Source organism: Enterobacter cloacae complex sp. SHL009 (genome assembly GCF_049237205.1).
GTDB lineage: Bacteria > Pseudomonadota > Gammaproteobacteria > Enterobacterales > Enterobacteriaceae > Enterobacter > Enterobacter cloacae_M.
The window spans coordinates 146,220-168,996 of sequence record NZ_JBMKIW010000010.1 but is presented as its reverse complement, the minus strand read 5'-3'; the positions used below and the strand labels follow the sequence as shown (position 1 = coordinate 168,996).

At 56.2% G+C, this 22,777-nt stretch carries 15 protein-coding genes and 1 rRNA gene; 13 read left to right on the top strand and 3 right to left on the bottom strand.

Annotation, left to right across the window (positions count from 1 at the left end):
- The first annotated feature begins 13 nt into the window (after nucleotides 1–13).
- From rrf to ACOTZC_RS20110, 4 genes are all read left to right on the top strand, one after another.
- Nucleotides 14–129: ribosomal RNA gene (gene rrf / locus ACOTZC_RS20125) — 5S ribosomal RNA — on the top strand.
- 124 nt (nucleotides 130–253) lie between these two features.
- A complete protein-coding gene (gene murB, locus ACOTZC_RS20120; protein WP_045404785.1) occupies nucleotides 254–1,282 on the top strand; it encodes a UDP-N-acetylmuramate dehydrogenase in 1,029 nt (342 codons plus the stop codon).
- Nucleotides 1,279–2,241: a bifunctional biotin--[acetyl-CoA-carboxylase] ligase/biotin operon repressor BirA gene (gene birA, locus ACOTZC_RS20115; RefSeq protein ID WP_023309597.1), complete on the top strand. Its 963-nt coding sequence runs from the start codon at nucleotides 1,279–1,281 to the stop codon at nucleotides 2,239–2,241. Before murB ends, birA begins: the two co-directional genes overlap by 4 nt.
- Nucleotides 2,242–2,257: 16 nt before the next feature.
- Entirely contained in the window at nucleotides 2,258–3,250 is a 993-nt protein-coding gene (locus tag ACOTZC_RS20110; RefSeq protein ID WP_047173989.1) for a glycosyl hydrolase family 8, read from the top strand.
- A 48-nt stretch (nucleotides 3,251–3,298) separates the two neighbouring features.
- On the opposite strand, the gene bcsG is transcribed toward ACOTZC_RS20110, so the two are convergent.
- The 3 genes from bcsG to bcsE are packed head-to-tail and all read right to left on the bottom strand — an operon-like array spanning nucleotide 3,299 to nucleotide 6,724.
- Entirely contained in the window at nucleotides 3,299–4,978 is a 1,680-nt protein-coding gene (bcsG, locus tag ACOTZC_RS20105; RefSeq protein WP_045404780.1) for a cellulose biosynthesis protein BcsG, read from the bottom strand.
- Complete coding sequence (gene bcsF / locus ACOTZC_RS20100) at nucleotides 4,971–5,168, bottom strand: cellulose biosynthesis protein BcsF (RefSeq protein ID WP_024908822.1); 198 nt, start codon at nucleotides 5,166–5,168, stop codon at nucleotides 4,971–4,973. The genes bcsG and bcsF overlap by 8 nt, the downstream gene beginning before the upstream one ends.
- A complete protein-coding gene (bcsE, locus tag ACOTZC_RS20095; protein ID WP_045404779.1) occupies nucleotides 5,162–6,724 on the bottom strand; it encodes a cellulose biosynthesis c-di-GMP-binding protein BcsE in 1,563 nt (520 codons plus the stop codon). Before bcsE ends, bcsF begins: the two co-directional genes overlap by 7 nt.
- 175 nt (nucleotides 6,725–6,899) lie before the next feature.
- Here bcsE and bcsR point away from each other — a divergent pair, with 175 nt between their 5' ends.
- The 9 genes from bcsR to ACOTZC_RS20050 all read left to right on the top strand — a co-directional run bounded on the left by bcsR (nucleotide 6,900) and on the right by ACOTZC_RS20050 (nucleotide 22,765).
- Entirely contained in the window at nucleotides 6,900–7,088 is a 189-nt protein-coding gene (gene bcsR / locus ACOTZC_RS20090; RefSeq protein WP_008503237.1) for a cellulose biosynthesis protein BcsR, read from the top strand.
- An 11-nt stretch (nucleotides 7,089–7,099) separates the two neighbouring features.
- Nucleotides 7,100–7,852 (top strand): cellulose biosynthesis protein BcsQ, encoded by a 753-nt coding sequence (bcsQ, locus tag ACOTZC_RS20085; RefSeq protein WP_023333774.1) that lies wholly within the window; start codon nucleotides 7,100–7,102, stop codon nucleotides 7,850–7,852.
- Nucleotides 7,849–10,464 (top strand): UDP-forming cellulose synthase catalytic subunit, encoded by a 2,616-nt coding sequence (gene bcsA / locus ACOTZC_RS20080; protein ID WP_213751890.1) that lies wholly within the window; start codon nucleotides 7,849–7,851, stop codon nucleotides 10,462–10,464. Before bcsQ ends, bcsA begins: the two co-directional genes overlap by 4 nt.
- 10 nt (nucleotides 10,465–10,474) lie before the next feature.
- Entirely contained in the window at nucleotides 10,475–12,895 is a 2,421-nt protein-coding gene (gene bcsB / locus ACOTZC_RS20075; protein ID WP_126304165.1) for a cellulose biosynthesis cyclic di-GMP-binding regulatory protein BcsB, read from the top strand.
- 6 nt (nucleotides 12,896–12,901) lie between these two features.
- Entirely contained in the window at nucleotides 12,902–14,008 is a 1,107-nt protein-coding gene (gene bcsZ, locus ACOTZC_RS20070) for a cellulose synthase complex periplasmic endoglucanase BcsZ (protein WP_126304246.1), read from the top strand.
- On the top strand, nucleotides 13,990–17,472 hold the full coding sequence (gene bcsC / locus ACOTZC_RS20065; RefSeq protein ID WP_163354569.1) for a cellulose synthase complex outer membrane protein BcsC: 3,483 nt from the start codon (nucleotides 13,990–13,992) through the stop codon (nucleotides 17,470–17,472). Before bcsZ ends, bcsC begins: the two co-directional genes overlap by 19 nt.
- A 119-nt stretch (nucleotides 17,473–17,591) precedes the next feature.
- On the top strand, nucleotides 17,592–19,598 hold the full coding sequence (hmsP, locus tag ACOTZC_RS20060) for a biofilm formation regulator HmsP (RefSeq protein WP_163354570.1): 2,007 nt from the start codon (nucleotides 17,592–17,594) through the stop codon (nucleotides 19,596–19,598).
- Nucleotides 19,599–19,757: 159 nt separating this feature from the next.
- Nucleotides 19,758–21,044: a dicarboxylate/amino acid:cation symporter gene (locus ACOTZC_RS20055; RefSeq protein ID WP_023309587.1), complete on the top strand. Its 1,287-nt coding sequence runs from the start codon at nucleotides 19,758–19,760 to the stop codon at nucleotides 21,042–21,044.
- A gap of 227 nt (nucleotides 21,045–21,271) precedes the next feature.
- Nucleotides 21,272–22,765 carry a M16 family metallopeptidase gene (locus tag ACOTZC_RS20050; RefSeq protein WP_047173984.1) on the top strand — a complete coding sequence of 498 codons (1,494 nt, stop codon included), beginning with the start codon at nucleotides 21,272–21,274 and terminating at the stop codon, nucleotides 22,763–22,765.
- The last annotated feature ends 12 nt before the right edge of the window (nucleotides 22,766–22,777 follow it).

The window sequence follows — 22,777 nt, the reverse complement described above, 5'->3', positions numbered from 1 at the left end:
TTAACAGAATTTGCCTGGCGGCTTTAGCGCGGTGGTCCCACCTGACCCCATGCCGAACTCAGAAGTGAAACGCCGTAGCGCCGATGGTAGTGTGGGGTCTCCCCATGCGAGAGTAGGGAACTGCCAGGCATCAAATAAGTGAAGAGGCCATCCGAAAGGATGGCCTTTTTGCGTTTATACGCTGCACAAACTAATCCCCCAACGCCCTGCTTATACGGTAAACTACCTGCGTTTTTGCATCAGGATAGCGTCTATGAACCACTCCCTTAAGCCCTGGAATACCTTTGGCATTCAACGCAATGCTAAACAAATTGTTCGTGCCGATACTGCACAGCAGCTGCTGGATGCATGGCAAAGCGCAACAGAAAATAACGAACCCGTACTAATTCTGGGCGAAGGAAGTAATGTCCTATTTCTCGATGATTTTGCGGGAACGGTAATCGTTAACCGCATCATGGGGATTGATGTTGCAGAGCGTGCCGATAGCTGGCACCTGCACGTGGGGGCCGGTGAAAACTGGCATCATCTGGTGCAATTCACCCTCGAAAAAGGGATGCCGGGCCTGGAAAACCTTGCGCTTATTCCAGGCTGCGCCGGATCGTCACCAATTCAAAACATCGGTGCCTACGGCATCGAACTGAAACATGTCTGCGAATATGTCGACTGCATCGAACTGGCGACCGGAACGGCTAAACGTTTGACGGCGGAACAGTGCCAGTTTGGCTATCGTGACAGTATCTTCAAACATGAATATCAGGATCGCTACGTGATTGTCGCCGTGGGTCTGTGCCTGTCGAAGAACTGGCAGCCCGTGTTGACCTACGGGGATTTAACGCGTCTCGATCCGGCTACCGTAACCGCCCGCGACGTTTTTGATTCCGTTTGCCATATGCGGATGACCAAACTTCCCGATCCAAAAGTAAACGGAAACGCTGGAAGCTTCTTCAAAAACCCGGTTATCAGCAGCGAAAATGCAAAAATCTTTCTTGAAGGATGGCCAGCCGCGCCACATTACCCTCAGGCGGATGGCAGCGTCAAGCTTGCCGCGGGATGGCTTATCGATCAATGCCAGCTTAAAGGCACTTCAGTAGGCGGTGCTGCCGTTCACCAGCAGCAGGCTCTGGTGCTGATTAATCAACGCGATGCGACCAGCGATGATGTTGTACAGCTGGCTCATTATGTTCGTCAGCGTGTGGGCGAAAAATTTAACGTCTGGCTGGAGCCAGAAGTTCGCTTCATTGGCTGCACAGGTGAAGTTAATGCCGTGGAGGCTATCGCGTGAAGGACAATACCATTCCCTTAACCCTGATTGGTATCCTTGCTGACGGTGAGTTTCATTCTGGCGAGCAGCTGGGTGAACAGCTTGGTATGAGCCGTGCTGCTATCAATAAACATATCCATACGCTTCGCGACTGGGGTGTTGATGTGTTCACGGTTCCCGGAAAAGGCTACAGCCTGCCGGAGCCGATTCAATTGCTGAATGAAGAAACGATCCGCAGCCAGATCGGACACGGCAATGTTGCGGTGCTGCCGGTGATTGATTCGACGAACCAGTATCTTCTGGATCGTCTGCCTGAGCTGACATCCGGCGATGCCTGCGTTGCTGAATATCAACAGGCCGGTCGCGGCCGTCGCGGTCGCAAATGGTTTTCGCCATTTGGCGCTAACCTCTATTTGTCTATGTACTGGCGACTCGATCAGGGCCCGGCCGCTGCTATTGGCCTGAGTCTGGTCATCGGCATCGTCATGGCGGAAGTGCTGCACGATTTGGGGGCGGATAAAGTACGTGTTAAGTGGCCTAATGACCTCTACCTCAACGATCGTAAACTTGCCGGCATTCTGGTCGAACTGACGGGAAAAACGGGCGATGCGGCGCAAATCGTCATTGGCGCAGGCCTCAACATGGTGATGCGCAATGTACAAAATGATGTGGTGAATCAGGCCTGGACTAACCTCCAGGAGGCGGGGATCGTCATCGATCGTAACACCCTTGCCGTGCGTATGATTAAAGAGTTGCGCAGTTCACTCACGCTTTTTGAGCAGGAAGGGCTGGCACCGTTCCTGTCTCGTTGGGAAAAGCTGGATAACTTCATTAACCGCCCGGTGAAACTGCTGATTGGTGATAAAGAGATCTACGGGACTTCACGCGGTATTGACGCACAGGGCGCGCTGCTCCTGGAGCAGGATGGCGTGACTAAACCCTGGATGGGCGGTGAGATTTCACTGCGAAGTGCCGAATAACCGGATCGAGTTAATTATGCGAAAACCCGTGTGCGCAACGCTGGCCGTCATGATGAGTCTGCTGTTCTCGCCTCTCTCTCATGCGGATCGGGCTTGGGAGAGTTACAAGGCCCGCTTTTTCAAACCGGAAGGCCGCATTGTTGATACCGGTAATGGCGGCGTGTCGCATACGGAAGGTCAGGGTTTTGCCATGCTGATGGCGGTGGCCAACGACGATAAAGCCACGTTCGATAAGCTCTGGCAATGGACAGACAGTCAGCTGAAGAACAAAGAAAATGGTCTGTTTTACTGGCGCTATAATCCCGCAGAGTCCAACCCGGTCGCCGACAAAAACAACGCTGCAGATGGCGACGTGCTGATTGCCTGGGCGTTGCTGAAAGCCGACGCCCGCTGGCATGACAAACGCTACAGCGCCGCATCGGATGCAATTACAAAAGCACTGATTGACCACAGCGTGATCCGCTATGCCGGTTACCGCGTGATGCTGCCCGGCGTCCAGGGGTTTAAGCTTGAGGGTGAAGTGGTCCTCAATCCTTCCTATTTCGTGTTTCCGGCCTGGCAGGCCTTCTCCAGACGCAGTCATTTGCCGGTCTGGCGCGATTTGATTAAGGACGGGAAACGCCTGCTGGGGAAAATGGGCTCGGGTAAAGCGAATCTGCCCACTGACTGGGTTTCACTGGCATCAGGTGGCAAGCTGGCTCCCGCAAAAGGCTGGCCACCGCGAATGAGCTATGACGCGATTCGTGTTCCGCTGTACGTTGCCTGGTCTGATAAGCAAAGCCCGCTGCTGACGCCGTGGAAGGCCTGGTTCGGACAGTTTCCCCGGGAACAAACGCCCGCCTGGGTTAACGTGACGACCAACGAATATGCGCCCTACATGATGGAAGGCGGCCTGCTGGCTGTACGTGATTTCACTATGGGGCAGTCTTCCGGTGAACCCGAAATCACCGCTAAAGACGACTACTATTCGGCAAGTCTGAAAATGCTGGTGTGGATCGCCCAGCAATAATGTCGACATTGTCCCTCTCCCCGATGGGAAGAGGGACGTCATACCGTGTTACTGCGGATACGGTACCCAATCCCCGCCGTTCAGGCGAACGTAAGGTTTGTTTTGATACTGAATGACGACCGCGTTAGCGTTCTCTGAGACTTCTGCCGTTTGCGGCAGTTTGCTGGTGAGCTGATCCCAGTTCACGCTATCTTCCACAAACAGCTTCCCGTCAACGGCGCGGGCAACCAGTTCTGAGATCGCCAGATAGCTGGTTGGCTGTGTAATCTCAATCGGTGCGCCCTGATGCGGTGCCTTCATCCCAAAGAATTTAATGCCTGCAGGCACGTTAGTGATGGACGGGCTTGGGATATCACGCAGACCCGACACCTGCATTCTGTCACCTTTCAGCGCACCACCGTGCTCAGGCACCACAACCACCATCACTTTACGGCCTGATTTTTCCAGCTCCGTGAAGAACGCGTCCAGCTCGTCAAAGAACTTCTGCGCACGCACTTTATAATCAGCCGTTTTGCTCACGCCAGGGAAATGGTTACCGTCGTGGAGCGGCAGGGTGTTAAAGAACGTCGCGCTGCGCGGATTACTGTCTTTTTCGATGGTCTGCAGCCAGCGCTGCAGGACGGCAGTATCGTCATAAACGGGCGAACCGTCGAAGCCCAGCAGAGAGACAGGAAGACCGGTTTGATCCATCAGCGGTGCCTGCATGCCGCCCTGTTCGCGCACCTCTTTCAGGAAGTTACCGAACTGGCCGTTATGCCCCAGCATCAGGTGCTGCGTAAAGCCCAGCTTTGCGAGGTTATCGAACAGATAACACTGGTTGCCGGCGGGTTGATACAGGTTTTTATGCGATGTCTGACCGCAGCTTGCACGCAGCAGGCGGATCGCCGCCGGGCCGCTGTACGAGGTGGCAGAGTTGAAATCTTTAAACTGAATATCGAAGTGTGACCACAGCGGATGAGACATCAAACCGGCGGCGTCCACGTCGGCCCAGGAGAGAGAGCAGATATTGATCACCAGCAGTTCAAACGGCTGAGCATCCGCCGGCAGCGCATCCGGGAATTTAGTCTGTCGCTTGTCTTCCGCGGTATAGAAACTGGAGAGCCAGGCGTTCAGGTTGGTTGAGGTCGGCGGTGCGGTCTGGGTTGGGATATCGCCCACCACAGGCGTATCGCCTGCCGTTGTGACGGTTGCCGCCGCGCTTCCCCCTGTGGTAGTCACCGTGGTGGTCGGTTGACCGGCAGGCCACAGCGAAAAGTTCGGCCCAGCCAGCGTCAGCACGTTAAGCCAGATCATAATCGCGACCACAAACACCGTGACGCGGATCCACTGCGACAGGAACAGCCAGGCAACCAGCAGCACAAATACCGCGCCCATCATCTGCCAGTTAATAAAGCGCTCGGTCAGATCGAGGACATAGCTGGCGCTAAAGCCCGCCACCTGCGACCCCTGGCTCATAATGCTGTCCGGCCCCGGTAGCCAGGTATCATGCCAGAACAGCGCAAAGCCGACAGGTATAGCGACCCAGTGGCGCAAGCGATGTAGCCTGATATTCGGCAGCGGCATCAGCAGGAAGGCCATAAACACCAGGTTGAGAAGGGGATGGAAATTCAGATAGCCTGCCCACAGCAGGCCAAACTTCACCAGAAAGTAGAAGTTCCAGCCGGAAAGGCCGCGCCAGTATTGCCAGAGCGGCGAGGGTGACGAAGCGGTATAGGTAGAATTAGTCATGTTTTCGGTCTGCCTTGACGTGTGATGCCCGTGTCAGTGTTCCGGCTGGTTTTACATAGCGAGGTTTAATAAACAGCACTCTGGCCGTATCACGAATACGGCGTATGGAATGGCGCGCATAGTAGCCAAGCGGGAAAAAGATCAGCGCACAGAATATAACCAGTTGAATGATATCGCTGATGTTCATGATGATGCGTTCTCCGCGTTGTCTGTTAATAAGCGAAGGGGTTCCGGAACCCGACGCCAGACGTGTCCATCATGTCTGGCATTGAGGATCGGTTTGGCATCGCTCTTGATTGCGAGCGGTTTGGCCCATTGTTCAGGCTGGAGCGCACGCATCTGCACCAGCTCCGCGCTAATCGTATTATCTTCGAACCAAATCATACGGTTCGAGAAAATATCCCCTGTAGGCAGGGGGAAGATGTGGTTAAGCGCCGTATCGAGATCGTTTACCCGGCAGAAGGACAAAAACAGCACCAGGCGATTGTCGCCAATGGTCATGATGTCCCCTGTACGGTTCGGGCGACATAAGGTGAGAGCCTGTTCAACGCGAATACCCGGTACAGGACGCAGGGCAACCATAACCCCTTTTCCATCAGCAGGCAGAAGCGTGTTGTTCATCATGTTGCCCACGGCGTCGCAGAAGGTATCCCATTTTTGGTAACCACGCAGTTTCATCGGCTGCGTCATGGAGAGCAGCGTGGAAATATCTTCCGGTACGTGGCGGCTAAACTGCTGGCCCTGAACGCTTTCGATAAGCGTCAGGCAGCGTGACAACGGCGCATTCCATGGAATAACCATATTGGCGCCGCAGCCCAGAAGCAGGCGCTCATCGGTGGCGCGCAGGCTGGTATTATTTTCGCGCACGATGATTTTCAACGCACTGCCGCGCTGGCGGCGTAAGGTGTGGATTTGCCGTGCCAGCGTCTCAATCTGGTTATTCTGCATCAGCGAGAAAATAAGAGTTGCCGCCTGGGTTGTGCGGGCTTCATGGAAAAGGGCTTCGTTAGATTCAAACAGCGTCCAGTTTTCCGACAGGGCGGGTGCCCCCTCTAAAACCGCGATATGGCTCAGGATGCGTTTTTCATCACTGCGCGGCTGCACCACGGTTTCTTCCTGCTGCGCCAGGTGCCACTCGCCCTCGATATGTTTCAGCGTAAGCTGTTGCCTGGCACTCACGCCTTTTTCATTACACCAGAAGGCAATATCGTAGAGATAGCTGCCTGCCTGGTCACGAACGCTTGCCAGACCGAACAGGGAGCGATATTCGCCCATTAAAAGTGAAAACAGCTTGTCATTATTACTGCCGGGATTGACTATCAATAGCGTGCAATTTTGAAATTTTGCCCATTTATTGATTTTTTCCAGCCACGGCAGCAGTTTTTCAGCGGGCATATTTTGCAGGACGTTATTTGCGCATTTCAGAATCACTAAATAGTGATCGGGATCAATAGAGCACTGAACGTCGCGGGACAAAAAGTATAGACTATCGGCTTCCGATGTCATGGAAAATAATCGCACCGTCTGGGGGCCGCGACCACTTTCGAGCGTAATAATTTTCTTCGGATCTTCGCCCATGCTAATGACGGCCACGCGGGAATCCTTATCCTGAGCAGCAATTGTCTGGTTTACCAGACTGATAGCATCTTCATTACGGTCCGTATTAATCCACCAGACTCCTCCGACTGGCATGTGGCTCAATTCGTCCCATAATGACTGGATGCCAATAGAAAATATGGAGTCCACGGTGTCCCTCTTTTCGTCTAATTTATCTGTATCTCAGTTTACTAGCGAAAGCATAGAAATAAACCTAACATTGAAATTAAAGAACATCAGATTTAGCATGTAAATGAAATTTGTCAGGGCAGGAGGCCCCGCAACTTCTTTAGCGTGCGATTTTCCTTAAAGGGATGGAAAAAGAATGGATAATAACGAACCTGGAACCCCAGTCGACTCGACTCTGGGTTACACATTCCAAAACGATTTTCTGGCGCTGACGCAGGCCTTTTCTTTACCTGAAATAGATTACACCGATATTTCCCAGCGGGAACAGTTGGCCGCGGCTATTAAACGCTGGCCGTTATTAGCTGAATTCGCCCATCAACAATAAGGGAGCCATTGATGGCCATACTCGGATTACAGGGTGTCCGTGGCGGTGTGGGTACCACATCAGTTACCGCGGCGCTGGCGTGGTCATTACAGCTTTTAGGTGAATCGGTGCTGGTTATTGACGCCTGCGCCGATAATTTGTTGCGTATGTCGTTTAACGTCGACTTTTCTCGTGAAGAGGGCTGGGCCCGGGCGCTGCTTGATGATAAAGACTGGCAGGATGCGGGGATGCGCTATACCTCCCAGCTCGATCTGCTGCCGTTTGGGCAACTGACCACCACGGAACGCGAGAATGAAGCCGCGTATCAGCGCCTGTTTTCGCAATTCACGCTGGCGCTGCAAACCCTGAAAGAAAAGGGACACTACAAGTGGATCCTGCTGGATCTTCCGCACGGCGCTGGCACGCTGACCCGACAGCTTATCGCCCAGTGCGATCATATACTTTCCATCGTCAACGTCGATGCGAACTGCCATATCCGCCTGCATCAGCAGGGGCTGCCTCAGAACGCTCACCTTCTGATTAACGATTTGCGCATTGGCAGCCAGATCCAGGACGATCTGTATCAGGTCTGGCTGCAAAGCCAGCGCCGTCTGCTTCCCATTGTCATCCATCGTGATGAGGGGATGGCGGAATGCCTTGCGTCTAAGCAACCGCTCGGCGAATACCGCAGCGATTCACTGGCGGCAGAAGAGATCCTGACGCTGGCTAACTGGTGTCTGCTGAACTTCGCCAACAGGGCGGAGCATGCAGGGAGTTCTGTATGAGTCGTCTCGCCAGCTGGTTACTCATCCCACCGGTCAGTTCGCGTTTGAGCGAACATTACCGGCATTTTCGCCGTTACGGTGCGTCGGCATTTAGCGCCGCGCTCGGCTGCTTCTGGATGATTCTGGCCTGGATGTTTATTCCACTCGAACACCCGCGCTGGCAGCGCATACGTGCCCGGCACGGTGAGCTATATCCGCACATTAATCCCAACCGGCCGCGTCCTTTGGATCCGGCGCGCTATCTCATTCAGGCCATCTGGCTGGTGGTCACGTCATCCCGCTCAGAGAAAATAACGCCGCACTGGCGCAGCTTCTCCCGCGTCCAGCAGTTACGTGAGCGCTACCACCAGTGGCTGGACAGACTGCCCAACAGCGTAAGTGATAAGACCAGCCATCTGGATAACCATAAAGAGCTCGGGCATCTTCATCCGGGCCTGCGGCGTTTTATCCTCGGCGTGATCGTCGTGTTCTCGCTTATTCTGGCGCTGGTCTGTATTACGCAGCCTTTCAACCCTCTGGCGCAGTTCACCTTCCTGATCCTGCTGTGGGGCGTGGCGCTGCTGGTCCGCCGTATTCCGGGCCGCTTCTCGGCGCTGATGCTGATTGTGTTGTCATTGACCGTCTCCTGTCGCTACATCTGGTGGCGTTATACCTCAACCCTGAACTGGGACGACCCGGTCAGCCTGGTATGCGGCCTGGTGCTGCTGTTTGCCGAAACCTACGCCTGGATCGTGCTGGTGCTGGGCTATTTCCAGGTCATTTGGCCGCTTAACCGCCAGCCGGTTCCGCTGCCAAAAGACACCGCGCAGTGGCCGTCTGTTGATCTCTTTGTACCAACCTACAACGAAGATCTGAGCGTGGTGAAAAACACCATTTATGCCGCGCTGGGCATCGACTGGCCGAAAGACAAGCTCAAGGTCTGGATCCTGGATGACGGCAACCGTCCGGCGTTCCGCCAGTTCGCAGAGGAGGTTGGCGTCGAGTATATCGCCCGTCCGACTCACGAGCATGCGAAAGCCGGGAACATCAACAACGCGTTGAAGTATGCCACAGGAGAGTTTGTCTCGATCTTTGACTGTGACCACGTGCCGACGCGCTCGTTCCTGCAGATGACCATGGGCTGGTTCCTGAAGGAGAAAGAGCTGGCGATGATGCAGACGCCGCACCACTTCTTCTCGCCAGATCCGTTTGAACGTAACCTTGGCCGCTTCCGCAAAACCCCGAACGAAGGCACGCTGTTCTATGGCCTGGTGCAGGACGGGAACGACATGTGGGATGCCACCTTCTTCTGCGGTTCCTGTGCGGTTATCCGCCGTAAGCCGCTGGATGAAATTGGCGGTATCGCCGTCGAAACGGTCACTGAAGATGCGCACACCTCTCTGCGCCTGCACCGTCGTGGCTATACCTCGGCGTATATGCGTATTCCGCAGGCTGCCGGTCTGGCAACGGAGTCTCTGTCGGCGCACATTGGTCAGCGTATTCGCTGGGCGCGCGGCATGGTGCAGATTTTCCGTCTCGATAACCCACTGATTGGGAAAGGGCTCAAGCTGGCGCAACGTCTCTGCTACGTCAACGCCATGTTCCACTTCTTATCCGGTATCCCGCGGCTCATCTTCCTGACCGCGCCGCTGGCGTTCCTGCTCCTTCACGCTTATATCATTTACGCCCCGGCGCTGATGATTGCGCTGTTTGTTCTGCCGCACATGATCCACGCGAGCCTGACGAACTCGAAGATACAGGGTAAATACCGCCATTCCTTCTGGAGTGAAATCTACGAAACGGTGCTGGCCTGGTATATCGCGCCGCCGACGATGGTGGCGCTGATTAACCCGCACAAAGGGAAATTTAACGTCACCGCCAAGGGCGGCCTGGTGGAAGAGGAGTACGTCGACTGGGTGATATCCCGTCCGTATATCTTCCTGGTATTGCTGAATATCGTTGGCGTCATCGCCGGTATCTGGCGTTACTTCTACGGCCCGGAAAACGAAATCCTGACCGTCTTTGTGAGTATGGCCTGGGTCTTCTACAACCTGATTATCCTCGGCGGCGCGGTAGCGGTGTCGGTGGAGAGTAAACAGGTCCGTCGTGCGCATCGCGTTGAAATCTGCATGCCTGCGGCGATCGCCCGTGAAGATGGCCATCTCTTCTCCTGTACCGTGCACGACTTCTCTGACGGTGGTCTGGGGATCAAAATCAACGGCCAGGCGAAGGTGCTGGAAGGCCAGAAAGTTAACCTGCTGCTTAAGCGCGGCCAGCAGGAGTATGTCTTCCCGACGCAGGTTGTGCGCGTGGCGGGCAATGAAGTCGGTTTGCAGCTGATGCCGTTGACCAAAAAGCAACATATCGATTTTGTGCAGTGTACGTTTGCCCGCGCGGACACGTGGGCTCTCTGGCAGGACAGCTTCCCGGAAGATAAACCTCTGGAAAGCCTGCTGGATATTCTGAAGCTGGGGTTCCGTGGCTATCGTCACCTTGCAGAATTCGCCCCGTCGTCGGTGAAATTAATTTTCCGGTCACTTACTTCGCTGGTTTCCTGGGTCGTGTCGTTCATTCCTCGTCGTCCTGAGCGGGATGAGGCGAAGCAGGCGGACCCGGTTATGGCTCAACAATGATGATAACGCGATGAAAACAAAACTTTCCTGGTTATGTGCAGTGGCAATGGGGATGAATGTCCTCCCCGCAACAATGGCTAACGCAGCTCCTGGTAACGCAGCGGCAACGCCTGCGCCAACGGTACCTGTCGTCGCGCAAGCAACCGATCCGGTTGTCACCGCGGCACCTGGTCAAACAGAAAATATCGTGCCGAACCAGCCAACGGAGGGGAACACCCTGCCGGCAGACGGCCAGGTCATCGGGCAGGTGATGCCGGGCGTCCGGGGGGCGAATGCGCCCGTCGTTGCGGACAATGCGCCGTCGCGGGACGTGAAGCTGACCTTCGCGCAAATTGCACCGCCTCCGGGCAGTATGGTGCTGCGCGGCATCAACCCTAACGGTGGCATTGAGTTTGGCATGCGCAGCGATGAGGTCGTCTCTAATGCGGTGCTGAACCTTGAATACACGCCGTCGCCGTCCCTGCTGCCGACACAGTCTCAGCTGAAGGTTTACCTGAATGATGAGCTGATGGACGTACTGCCGGTCACCAAAGAGCAGCTGGGCAAGAAAACCCAGGCGCAGGTGCCGATTAACCCGCTGTTCATCACCGACTTTAACCGTATCCGTCTGGAATTTGTCGGTCACTACCGCGATGTCTGCGAAAACCCGGCCAGCAACACGCTGTGGATGGACATCGGGCGTAACTCCTCGCTGCAGATGACCTACCAGTCGCTGGCGCTGAAAAACGATCTCTCGGCATTCCCGGTTCCGTTCTTCGATCCGCGTGATAACCGTCCGCTCACGCTGCCGATGGTGTTTGCATCATCCCCGGACGTGACCGAGCAGCTGGCGGCCACCATTGTGGCGTCCTGGTTTGGTTCACGTGCTGGCTGGCGTGGACAGAGCTTCCCGGCGATGTATGACAAACTGCCGGACAGAAATGCCATTGTGTTTGCGACCAACGCGAAACGCCCGGCCTTCCTGCGCGATCATCCGGACGTCAAAGCGCCAACCGTTGAGATGATAAGCCACCCGGAAAACCCGTACGTGAAGCTGCTGGTGGTCTTTGGCCGCGACGATAAAGATCTGGTGCAGGCCGCAAAAGCCATTGCCCAGGGCAACGTCCTGTTCCGCGGCAACAGCGTGGTGGTGGATGAGGTGAAACCGCTGCTGGCGCGTAAACCTTATGATGCGCCAAACTGGGTGCGTACCGACCGTGCGGTGACATTTGGCGAGCTGAAAACCTATGAAGAACAGCTGCAGGCGACGGGGCTTGAGCCAGCGCCGATTAGCCTGTCACTGAATCTGCCGCCGGATCTGTATCTGCTGCGCACCAACGGCATTGATATCAATCTGAACTACCGCTATACCGCGCCAGCGACCAAAGACAGCTCGCGCATGGATATCAGCCTGAACAACCAGTTCCTGCAATCGTTCAGCCTGCAAAGCACGCAGGATACTAACCGCCTGATGCTTCGCCTGCCGGTGTTGCAGGGGCTGCTGGACGGTAAAACGGATGTCTCCATCCCGGCACTGAAGCTCGGCGCGATAAACCAGCTGCGCTTTGACTTCCAGTACATGAACCCGATGCCTGGCGGCTCGGCGGAAAACTGCATCACCTTCCAGCCTGTACAGAACCACGTTGTGATTGGCGATGAGTCGACCATCGACTTCTCGAAGTACTATCACTTCCTGGCGATGCCGGATCTGCGCGCCTTTGCTAACGCGGGCTTCCCGTTCAGCCGCATGGCCGATCTCTCTGAGTCCATCGTTGTGATGCCAAAAGCGCCAAGCGAAGGGCAGGTCACGACCCTGCTGGATACCATGGCGACCGTTGGGGGACAGACGGGATTACCGGCGATTAACGTCACGTTGACGGACGATGGCAGTCAGATCCAGAACAAAGACGCTGACATCATGGTGATCGGTACCATTCCGGATAAGCTGAAGGATGACAAACGCATCGATCTGCTGGTGAAAGCGGCCCAGTCCTGGGTTAACACGCCGCTGCGCCAGACCGAGTTCCCGAGCATTATGCCGGATGTGAACGACCGTCAGGCCAGCGCGCAGACGACCGTAACGTCTCAGGGGGCAATGGCCGCGGTGGTGGGCTTCCAGTCACCTTACAACGAACAGCGTAGCGTGGTGGCTCTCCTGGCGGATAGCCCGCGCGGGTATGAACTGCTCAATACGGCCATGAACGACAGCGGTAAACGTGCCGCGATGTTTGGTTCCGTTTCGGTGATCCGTGAGTCCGGCGTCAATAGCCTGCGCGTGGGCGACGTGTACTACGTGGGCCATCTGCCGTGGTTCGAACGCCTGTGGTATGCCCTGGCTAACCATCCGGTTCTGCTCGCCATCCTGGCGGCGGTCAGCGTGGTCTTGCTGGCATGGGTGCTGTGGCGTCTGCTGCGTATCATCAGCCGTCGTCGCCTGAACCCGGATGAGTAAGATGTGATGAAAGCCTTTCGCTGGTGTGCATTAGCAGCGTTGATGCTGGCGGCGCTTCCTCTTCGCGCCGCCTGTACCTGGCCTGCCTGGGAGCAGTTTAAAAAGGACTACATCAGTGAGGGCGGGCGTGTCGTTGATCCCAGCGACACGCGCAAAATTACGACCTCGGAAGGGCAAAGCTACGCCTTGTTCTTTGCCCTTGCGGCGAACGATCGCAGCGCGTTTGACCAGCTGCTGACCTGGACGCGCGATAATCTTGCCAGCGGCAATCTCAACGACAACCTGCCCGCCTGGCTATGGGGCCAGAAAGATAAAGAGACGTGGGCGGTGATTGATACCAACTCCGCCTCTGACGCCGATGTCTGGATCGCCTGGTCTCTGCTCGAAGCGGGCCGGTTGTGGAAACATCCGGACTATACCCGCACGGGTAAGGCGCTGCTGAAACGCATTGTCAGTGAGGAAGTGGTGAAAGTGCCGGGGCTCGGCGCAATGCTGCTTCCCGGTAAAGTCGGTTTTGCCGATGAAAACGTCTGGCGTTTTAACCCCAGCTATCTTCCTCCGCAGCTAGCGAGTTATTTCACGCGTTTTGGTACCCCGTGGACCCAGCTTCGTGAAACCAATCAGCGTCTGCTGCTGGAGAGCGCACCGAAAGGTTTTTCGCCGGACTGGGTTCAGTATCAGAAAAACAAAGGCTGGCGGTTACAGCAGGATAAATCGCTGGTGGGCGGCTACGACGCCATCCGCGTTTATCTCTGGGTGGGAATGATGAGTGATAAAGATCCTCAGAAAGCCCGGCTGCTGACGCGCTTCCAGCCGATGGCGGCAAAGACAATGAAACGGGGTGTGCCGCCGGAGAAAGTGGATGTGGCGACGGGTAAACGCACCGGGAATGGTCCGGTCGGGTTCTCTGCCGCCATGCTGCCGTTTTTACAACAACGTGATGCCCAGGCGGTTCAGCGCCAGCGCGTTGCGGACCATTTTCCCGATAATAATGCCTATTACAGCTACGTGCTGACTCTCTTTGGGCAAGGATGGGATCAGCATCGTTTTCGCTTCACCGCAAAAGGTGAATTAATACCGGATTGGGGCCAGGAATGCGCAAGTTCACAGTAAATCTACTCACTTTATCGCTTGGCCTGGCACTGATGCCGATGGCTGAGGCCGCCAACTCTCCGCAGCAGAAACAGCTGCTGGAACAGGTTCGGCTGGGCGAATCGACACAGCGTGAGGATTTGGTTCGTCAGTCGCTTTATCGTCTTGAGCTGATTGACCCGAACAACCCTGACGTCATTGCCGCACGCTTTCGCTACCTGCTGCGCCAGGGCGATAACGCCGGTGCGCAAAAAGAGCTGGATCGTCTGAAAGGGATCGCGCCGGGCTCAAGTGCATACCAGTCATCACGCAACACGATGCTGCTGTCCACCCCGGATGGCCGCCAGCAGCTCCAGCAGGCGCGTTTGCTCGCCACAACGGGACACACGCAGGAGGCGATTGCAGCCTATGACAAGCTGTTTGACGGCAACCCGCCGGGCGGCGACGTGGCGACGGAATACTGGAATGTGGTCGCGAAAGATCCTGCTCGCCGGAATGCGGCCATTAACCAGCTCAAGAAAATCAACACCAGCAGCCCCGGAAATACGCAGCTGCAGGCGACGCTGTCCCAGCTTTTGTTCCAGAGCGGACGCCGTGATGAAGGCTTTGCGGTATTGCAGGAGATGGCTAAATCGACCAACGGGCGCAGCCAGGCGTCTGATATGTGGTATGACCAAATCAAAGGCCAGCCTGCCAGCAGCGCCAGCGTCAGCGCGCTGCAAAAATACCTGAGCATATTCAGCAGTGGTGATAGCGTCGTGGCGGCGCGTGCCCAGCTCGAAGAACAGCAAAAACAGCTCGCTGACCCGGCGTTCCGCGCGAAAGCGGAAGGGCTGGCGGCGGTGGATGCCGGGCAGGGGAGTAAGGCGGTGGCTGAGCTGCAAAAAGCCGTCAGCGCCAACCATGCCGACAGTGAAGCGGTAGGCGCCCTTGGCCAGGCCTATTCCCAGAAAGGCGACCGCGCCCGCGCGGTGGCGCAGTTTGAAAAGGCGATAGCCCTCGATCCCCAGAGCGATAACCGGGGTAAATGGGACAGTCTGCTGAAGGTCAACCGCTACTGGCTGCTGATCCAGCAGGGCGATGCGGCCCTGAAGGCGAATAACCCTGCGCAGGCGGAGCGTTACTATCAGCAGGCGCGCAGTATCGACAATACCGACAGTTATGCCGTGCTGGGGCTGGGCGATGCCGCCGCGGCGCGTAAAGATAACGACGCGGCGGAGCGTTACTATCGCCAGGCGCTGCGGATGGACAGCGGCAACAGCAATGCGGTCCGCGGCCTTGCCAATATTTACCGTGCCCAGTCCCCGGAGAAGGCCTCGCAGTTTATCCAGTCTCTCTCCGCCAGCCAGCGCCGGAGCATTGATGATATTGAGCGCAGCCTGACCAACGAGCAGCTCTCCGCTCAGGCAGAACAGCTGGAAAATCAGGGGAAATACGCCCAGGCGGCAGAGATTCAGCGTCGTCGTCTGGCACTCTCTCCCGGCGACGTGTGGATAACCTATCGTCTCTCGCGCGATCTCTACAGCGCGGGTCAGCGCAGCCAGGCGGATACCCTGATGCGTCAGCTTGCCAGACAGAAACCGTCCGACCCGGATCAGGTGTACGCCAGCGGGCTCTATCTTTCCGGCAACGATCAGGACCGCGCCGCGCTGGCGCATCTGGACACGCTGCCGCGCAGCCAGTGGAACGGCAATATTCAGGAGCTTGCCGACCGCCTGCAAAGCAACCAGGTGCTGGAAACCGCCAACCGTCTGCGCGACAGCGGCAAAGAGCAGGAGGCGGAAAACCTTCTGCGTCAGCAGCCGACCTCCACCCGCATCGACCTGACGCTGGCTGACTGGGCGCAGCAGCGTGGCGATCTGGCGTCGGCGAAAACGACGTACAGCGCCGTTCTGCAGCGTGAACCGCAGAACGAAGACGCGATCCTCGGCCTGACCGAGATTTACAGCGCGCAGGGTGACAAAGATGCCGCGCGCGCAGAGCTGGCGAAATTGCCCGCCGCGCAAAACGGCCAGCCGCTGTCGCTCAACATGCAGCGCCGGATCGCGATGGCGCAGGCAGGCCTGGGCGATTCCGCCGCCGCAGAACAGACCTTCAACAAAATCATTCCGCAGGCTAAATCGCAGCCCGGCTCCATGGAAAACGCGCTGGTGTTACGTGATGCCGCGCGTTTCCAGGCGCAAAACGGTCAGCCTCAGCAGGCGCTGGAAACCTATAAAGACGCGATGGTGTCGACGGGCATCACCACGACGCGTCCGGCCGACAACGACAGTTTTACTCGTCTGACGCGTAACGATGAAAAGGACGACTGGCTGAAGCGCGGCGTGCGCAGTGATGCCGGTGACTTGTACCGTCAGCAGGATGTTAACGTCACGCTGCAGCACGACTACTGGGGTTCCAGCGGAACGGGCGGCTATTCCGACCTGAAAGCGCACACCACCATGCTGCAGGTGGATGCCCCGCTGTCTGACGGGCGCATGTTCTTCAGAAGCGATCTGGTCAACATGGACGCCGGTTCATTTGATAACAATAACGGGACCTACGATCCAAAATGGGGGACCTGCTACGAAACGCCGTGTAGCGGCAACACCCATCAGTCCGACAATGGCGCAAGCGTCGCCGTCGGCTGGCAGAATAAAACCTGGGCGATGGATATTGGCACTACGCCAATGGGCTTTGACGTCGTCGACGTGGTGGGCGGTATCAGCTACAGCAGCGATCTGGGCCCCATCGGCTATACCGTTAACGCCCATCGCCGCCCAATCTCCAGCTCCCTGCTGGCGTTCGCCGGGCAAAAAGATACTAACACCGGCACCACCTGGGGCGGCGTACGTGCCACCGGTGGCGGCGTAAGCATGAGCTATGACAAAGGGGAAGCGAACGGCGTCTGGTCAAGCCTGAACGCGGAAACGCTGACGGGTAAAAATGTGGAAGATAACTGGCGCGTCCGCTGGATGACGGGTTACTACTACAAGCTCATTAATAAAAACAACGAGCGCCTGACGGTCGGCGTCTCCAATATGCTCTGGCACTATGACAAAGACCTGAGCGGGTATACCCTGGGTCAGGGCGGCTACTACAGCCCGCAGGAGTATGTCTCTTTCGCGCTGCCGGTGACCTGGCGTAAACGCACGGAGAACTGGTCCTGGGAGCTGGGCGGCTCGGTGTCCTGGTCTCACTCTAAAACCAAAGACGAGCTGCGCTACCCGATCCAGAACCTGATCCCGACCGATGAGCCAGACCGCTATACCGACCGGGGCGCGATGGAAACCGGCAGCAGCTCCTCAGGCACGGGTTATACCGCGCGGGCCATTATCGAACGCCGCGTAACGTCCAACTGGTTTGTGGGCATGGGCGTGGATATTCAGGAAGCGAAAGACTATACCCCAAGCCATGCGCTGATCTATGTGCGTTACTCTGCTGCAGGCTGGCAGGGCGATATGGACTTACCGCCGCAGCCGCTTATCCCTTACGCGGACTGGTAATCGGATTTTCCTTAATCCATTTGTAAGTCTCTCTTAATAGCGCGGCAATCGGGTATACTCAGGCGCGCCAGGTTTACACCCTGGCGCGCCCTGCGCTTCGAGTTTTGTGGAGAGTCATTTTGCGTGTCAGCCGTTCCTTAACAATCAAACAGATGGCGATGGTTTCTGCCGTCACCATGCTGTTTGTACTGCTCTTCTGCGTAATTTTGCTGTTTCATTCCGTACAGCAGAATCGCTATAACACGGCTTCGCAGTTAGAAAGTATCGCCCGCTCGGTGCGCGGCCCGCTCTCTGCCTCTATCCTGAAAGGGGATATTCCCGAAGCGGAAACCATTTTAAAACGCATTCAGCCTGCCGGCGTCGTGAGCCGCGCCGACGTCGTCTTGCCCAACCAGTTTCAGGCGCTGCGGATGAGCTTTATCCCGGAGCGTCCCGTCCCGATGATGGTGATGCGCCTGTTTGAACTGCCGGTGCAGATTTCGCTGCCCGTTTATTCGCTCGAACGCCCTGCCAATCCGCAGCCGCTGGCCTACCTGGTATTACAGGCGGATTCCTACCGCATGTATAAATTCGTCATGAGCTGGGTGGTTACGTTAGTGACCACTTGCTTACTTATGACGCTTATTCTTAGCGTGGCGCTCACCTGGTGCATTAACCGGCTGATTGTTCATCCGCTGCGCCGTATCGCCCGCGAGCTGAATACGCTTGCGCCGCAGGATCAGATGGGGCATCAGCTTGAGCTACCGCGTCTGCATCATGACGATGAGATAGGCATGCTGGTGCGCAGCTACAACCTCAACCAGCAGCGCATCCAGCGCCAGCAGGATGAGTTAAACAGCAGCGCCACGCGCTTCCCGGTGTCGGAGCTTCCTAATAAAGCCTTCCTGATGGCGATGCTGGAGCAGACCGTTGCCCGTCAGCAAACTACGGCGCTGATGGTTATCGCCTGTGAAACCCTGCAGGACACGGCTGGCGTGCTTAGGGAGAGCCAGCGCGAAATGCTGCTGCTGACTCTGGTCGAAAAAGTGAAGTCTGTCCTGGCCCCGCGCATGGTGCTGACCCAGGTCAGCGGTTACGACCTGGTGGTGATTGCCAACGGCGTAAAAGAACCCTGGCATGCGATCACTTTAGGTCAGCAAGTACTCACTGTCATTAATGAGCGGTTGCCCATTCAGGGTATCCAGCTTCGTCCAAGCGCCAGTATCGGTATTGCGATGTACTATGGCGATTTAACGGCAGAGCAGCTTTATCATCGCGCGTTCTCGGCGGCATTCACCGCCCGGCGCAAAGGCAAAAATCAGATCCAGTTCTTCGCGCCGGAAGAGATGGAAAAGGCGCAGCAGCGCCTGACGGAAGAGAGCGACATCCTGACCGCGCTGGATAACCGCCAGTTTGCCCTCTGGCTACAGCCGCAGGTGAATTTGCTGACGGGAGAAGTGAAAAGCGCCGAGGCACTGCTGCGCGTGCAGCAGCCGGATGGCTCATGGGAGCTGCCGGAAGGGCTGATTGAGCGCATTGAGTCCTGTGGCCTGATGGTTACCGTCGGCTACTGGGTGCTGGAAGAGTCCTGCCGTCAGCTTGCCGCCTGGCAGGAGCGCGGCGTGACGCTGCCGCTGTCGGTCAATTTGTCTGCCCTGCAGCTTATGCACCCGACCATGGTTTCAGAGATGCTGGAGCTGATCCATCGTTACCGAATCAAGCCTGATACGTTAACTCTTGAAGTGACGGAGAGCCGACGCATCGACGACCCTAATCAGGCGGTCGCGATCCTGAAACCGCTGCGTAATGCCGGCATTCGCATCGCGCTGGACGATTTTGGCATGGGGTACGCCGGGCTGCGTCAGCTTCAGCACATGAAAACCCTTCCGGTGGATGTGCTCAAAATTGATAAAGCGTTTGTCGACGGTCTGCCGGGCGACAGCAGCATGGTGCAGGCGATTATCCAGATGGCGCGCAGCCTCAATCTGCATCTTATTGCCGAGGGAATTGAAACCGAAGCGCAACGCGCCTGGCTGGCAGAGGCGGGCGTGGAGAGCGGACAAGGCTTCCTTTTCGCCCCTGCTGTTCCTTCGGATGTCTTTGAAGAACGATACCTTTCTGGTGCTGACAATAACGCAAAAGTGTAATTTTGTTGCTGGCTTGTGCGAGCCAGCTCAAAGTTCTTAACATTTGTGTTTCAAATTTGAACTGAGTTTATTTCTGTCCTGTTATGTGGGTGTTATTTTAAAGCCGCAGGTTAACCATAACCTTACAAAGCCTGTGGTTTTTCTTCCCAAGGACACCTTATGAAAACCTCACTCTTCAAAAGTCTTTATTTCCAGGTCCTGACAGCCATCGCCATCGGTATTCTGCTGGGTCACTATTACCCTGAGCTGGGCGCGCAAATGAAACCGCTTGGCGACGCGTTCGTTAAGCTCATTAAAATGGTCATCGCTCCGGTGATCTTCTGTACCGTCGTGACGGGCATCGCTGGCATGGAAAGCATGAAGGCGGTCGGTCGTACCGGTGCAGTGGCGCTTCTCTATTTTGAAGTGGTCAGTACCCTTGCGCTGATTATCGGTCTGATCATCGTCAACGTGGTGCAGCCGGGCGCGGGGATGAACGTAGACCCGTCAACGCTGGATGCCAAAGCGGTCGCGGTGTATGCCGAGCAGGCGAAGGATCAGGGCGTGGTGGCATTCCTGCTGGACGTAATCCCGGGCAGCGTCATTGGCGCGTTCGCCAGCGGAAACATCCTGCAGGTTCTGCTGTTTGCCGTGATGTTTGGTTTTGCCCTGCACCGTCTGGGCAGCAAAGGCCAGCTTATCTTTAATGTGATCGAAAGCTTCTCGCAGGTTATTTTCGGCATCATCAATATGATCATGCGCCTGGCGCCGATTGGTGCTTTCGGCGCGATGGCCTTTACCATCGGTAAGTATGGCGTCGGTACGCTGGTGCAGCTGGGTCAGCTGATTATCTGCTTCTATATCACCTGTATCCTTTTCGTGGTCGTGGTGCTGGGCTCCATCGCCCGCGCGACGGGTTTCAACATCTTCAAATTTATCCGTTACATCCGCGAAGAACTGCTGATTGTTCTGGGGACCTCCTCTTCAGAATCGGCGCTGCCGCGTATGCTCGACAAGATGGAAAAGCTGGGGTGCCGTAAATCGGTGGTCGGGCTGGTGATCCCGACGGGCTACTCCTTCAACCTGGACGGCACCTCGATATACCTGACGATGGCGGCCGTGTTTATCGCTCAGGCGACCAACAGCCATATGGATATTTTCCATCAGATTACCCTGCTGGTGGTGCTCCTGCTCTCTTCTAAAGGCGCTGCAGGGGTGACGGGCAGCGGATTTATCGTGCTGGCTGCCACCATTTCCGCTGTGGGTCACCTGCCGGTGGCGGGTCTGGCGTTGATTCTCGGTATTGACCGCTTTATGTCTGAGGCGCGTGCGTTAACCAACCTGGTGGGTAACGGCGTGGCAACGGTGGTGGTGGCGAAATGGGTGAAAGAGCTGGATCACAAAAAGCTCGACGATACTCTGAATAATCGTTCAACTGACAGCAAAAATCCTGGCTTAACCTCTTAATCTTGTCACAAATGCCCGTATTCCCTTGTCGGGATGCGGGCTCCTGCGCATAATAACTGTTCGTACCTGTCATAATTCGACAAGATTTTTTTTGGGTATATTTCACTTCTGACCGTGACGTTTTGCCGAACGCGCGGTCTAATCGACGTGTTTTCATCGTCATCTTTAAGAGTGAAGCGCGTCGCGAAACACTCTTTTTTAACCAGGAATGTTGATCAGGGGTTCACATGCAGGGCACAAAAATTCGACTCTTAACCGGCGGTTTGCTGATGATGGCAGCAGCCAGTTATGTGCAGGCAGATGCGCTCCAGCCAGACCCGGCCTGGCAACAAGGGACATTAGCGAACGGTTTTCAGTGGCAGGTTTTAGCCACTCCGCAACGTCCCAGTGACCGTGTAGAAATCCGTCTGTCCATTAATACCGGTTCCCTCACGGAAAGCACCCAGCAAACCGGTTTTAGCCATTTTATTCCCCGGCTGGCGCTCACGCAGAGCGGCAGCCTGCAAGCGGTTCAGGTGCGTTCGCTTTGGCAGCAGGCCATCGATCCGAAACGCCCGCTCCCACCGGCAGTGGTCTCGTATGACTACACCATGTTTAACCTGAGCCTGCCTAATAACCGTAACGATCTGCTTAAAGAAGCACTTACGTATCTCTCCGATGCATCTGGCAATCTGGCGATTACGCCGGACACCGTCAACTATGCGCTGAGCAACAGCGACATGGTGGCGACCTGGCCTGGAGATACCAAAGAGGGCTGGTGGCGTTACCGCCTGAAAGGCTCAACGTTACTGGGACATGACCCGGCCGAACCGCTGAAACAGCCGGTAGACGCCGAACAGGTAAAATCGTTCTACCAGAAGTGGTACACCCCGGATGCGATGACGCTGATCGTGGTCGGTAACGTGGACAGCCGCGCGGTGGTGGAGCAGATCAACAAAGCATTTGGTGATTTGAAAGGCAAGCGTGAAACACCAGCCCCTGTTCCGACGCTCTCTCCGCTGCGTGCAGAGCCTGTCAGCATTATGACGGACGCCGTGCGTCAGGATCGCCTCTCCGTCATGTGGGATAACGCCTGGCAGCCCATCCGCGAGTCCGCGGCGATGCTGCGCTACTGGCGTGCCGATCTGGCGCGTGAAGCGCTGTTCTGGCACGTTCAGCAGACGCTGAGCAAGAACAACGTGAAGAATATCGGTCTTGGCTTTGACTGCCGCGTGCTGTTCCAGCGTGCGCAGTGCGCCATCAACGTTGAGTCGCCGGGCGATAAGCTGAATGCCAATCTGGGCGTGGTCGCAAAAGAACTGGCAAAAGTGCGTAAAGAGGGGCTTTCCGAAGAGGAATTCAACGCTCTCGTGGCGCAGAAAAAACTTGAGCTGCAGAAGCTGTTTGCGACCTACGCTCGCGCCGATACCGACATTCTGATCAGCCAGCGTATTCGCTCTCTGCAGAACCAGGTGGTGGACATTGCGCCGGAACAGTACCAGAAACTGCGTCAGGACTTCCTGAACGGTCTGACCGTCGATATGCTCAATCAGGACCTCCGTCAGCAGCTGTCGCAGGAGATGGCGTTGATCCTCCTGCAGCCGAAGGGCGAGCCGGAATATGACATGAAGGAACTTCAGAAAACCTGGGATTCCATTATGGCTACCGCGCCGCAGCCAGCGCAGGCCGCCACGGCTGATGATTTACATCCGGACGCGACGGATATTCCGCAGGGGCAGTAATGCGTAGACATT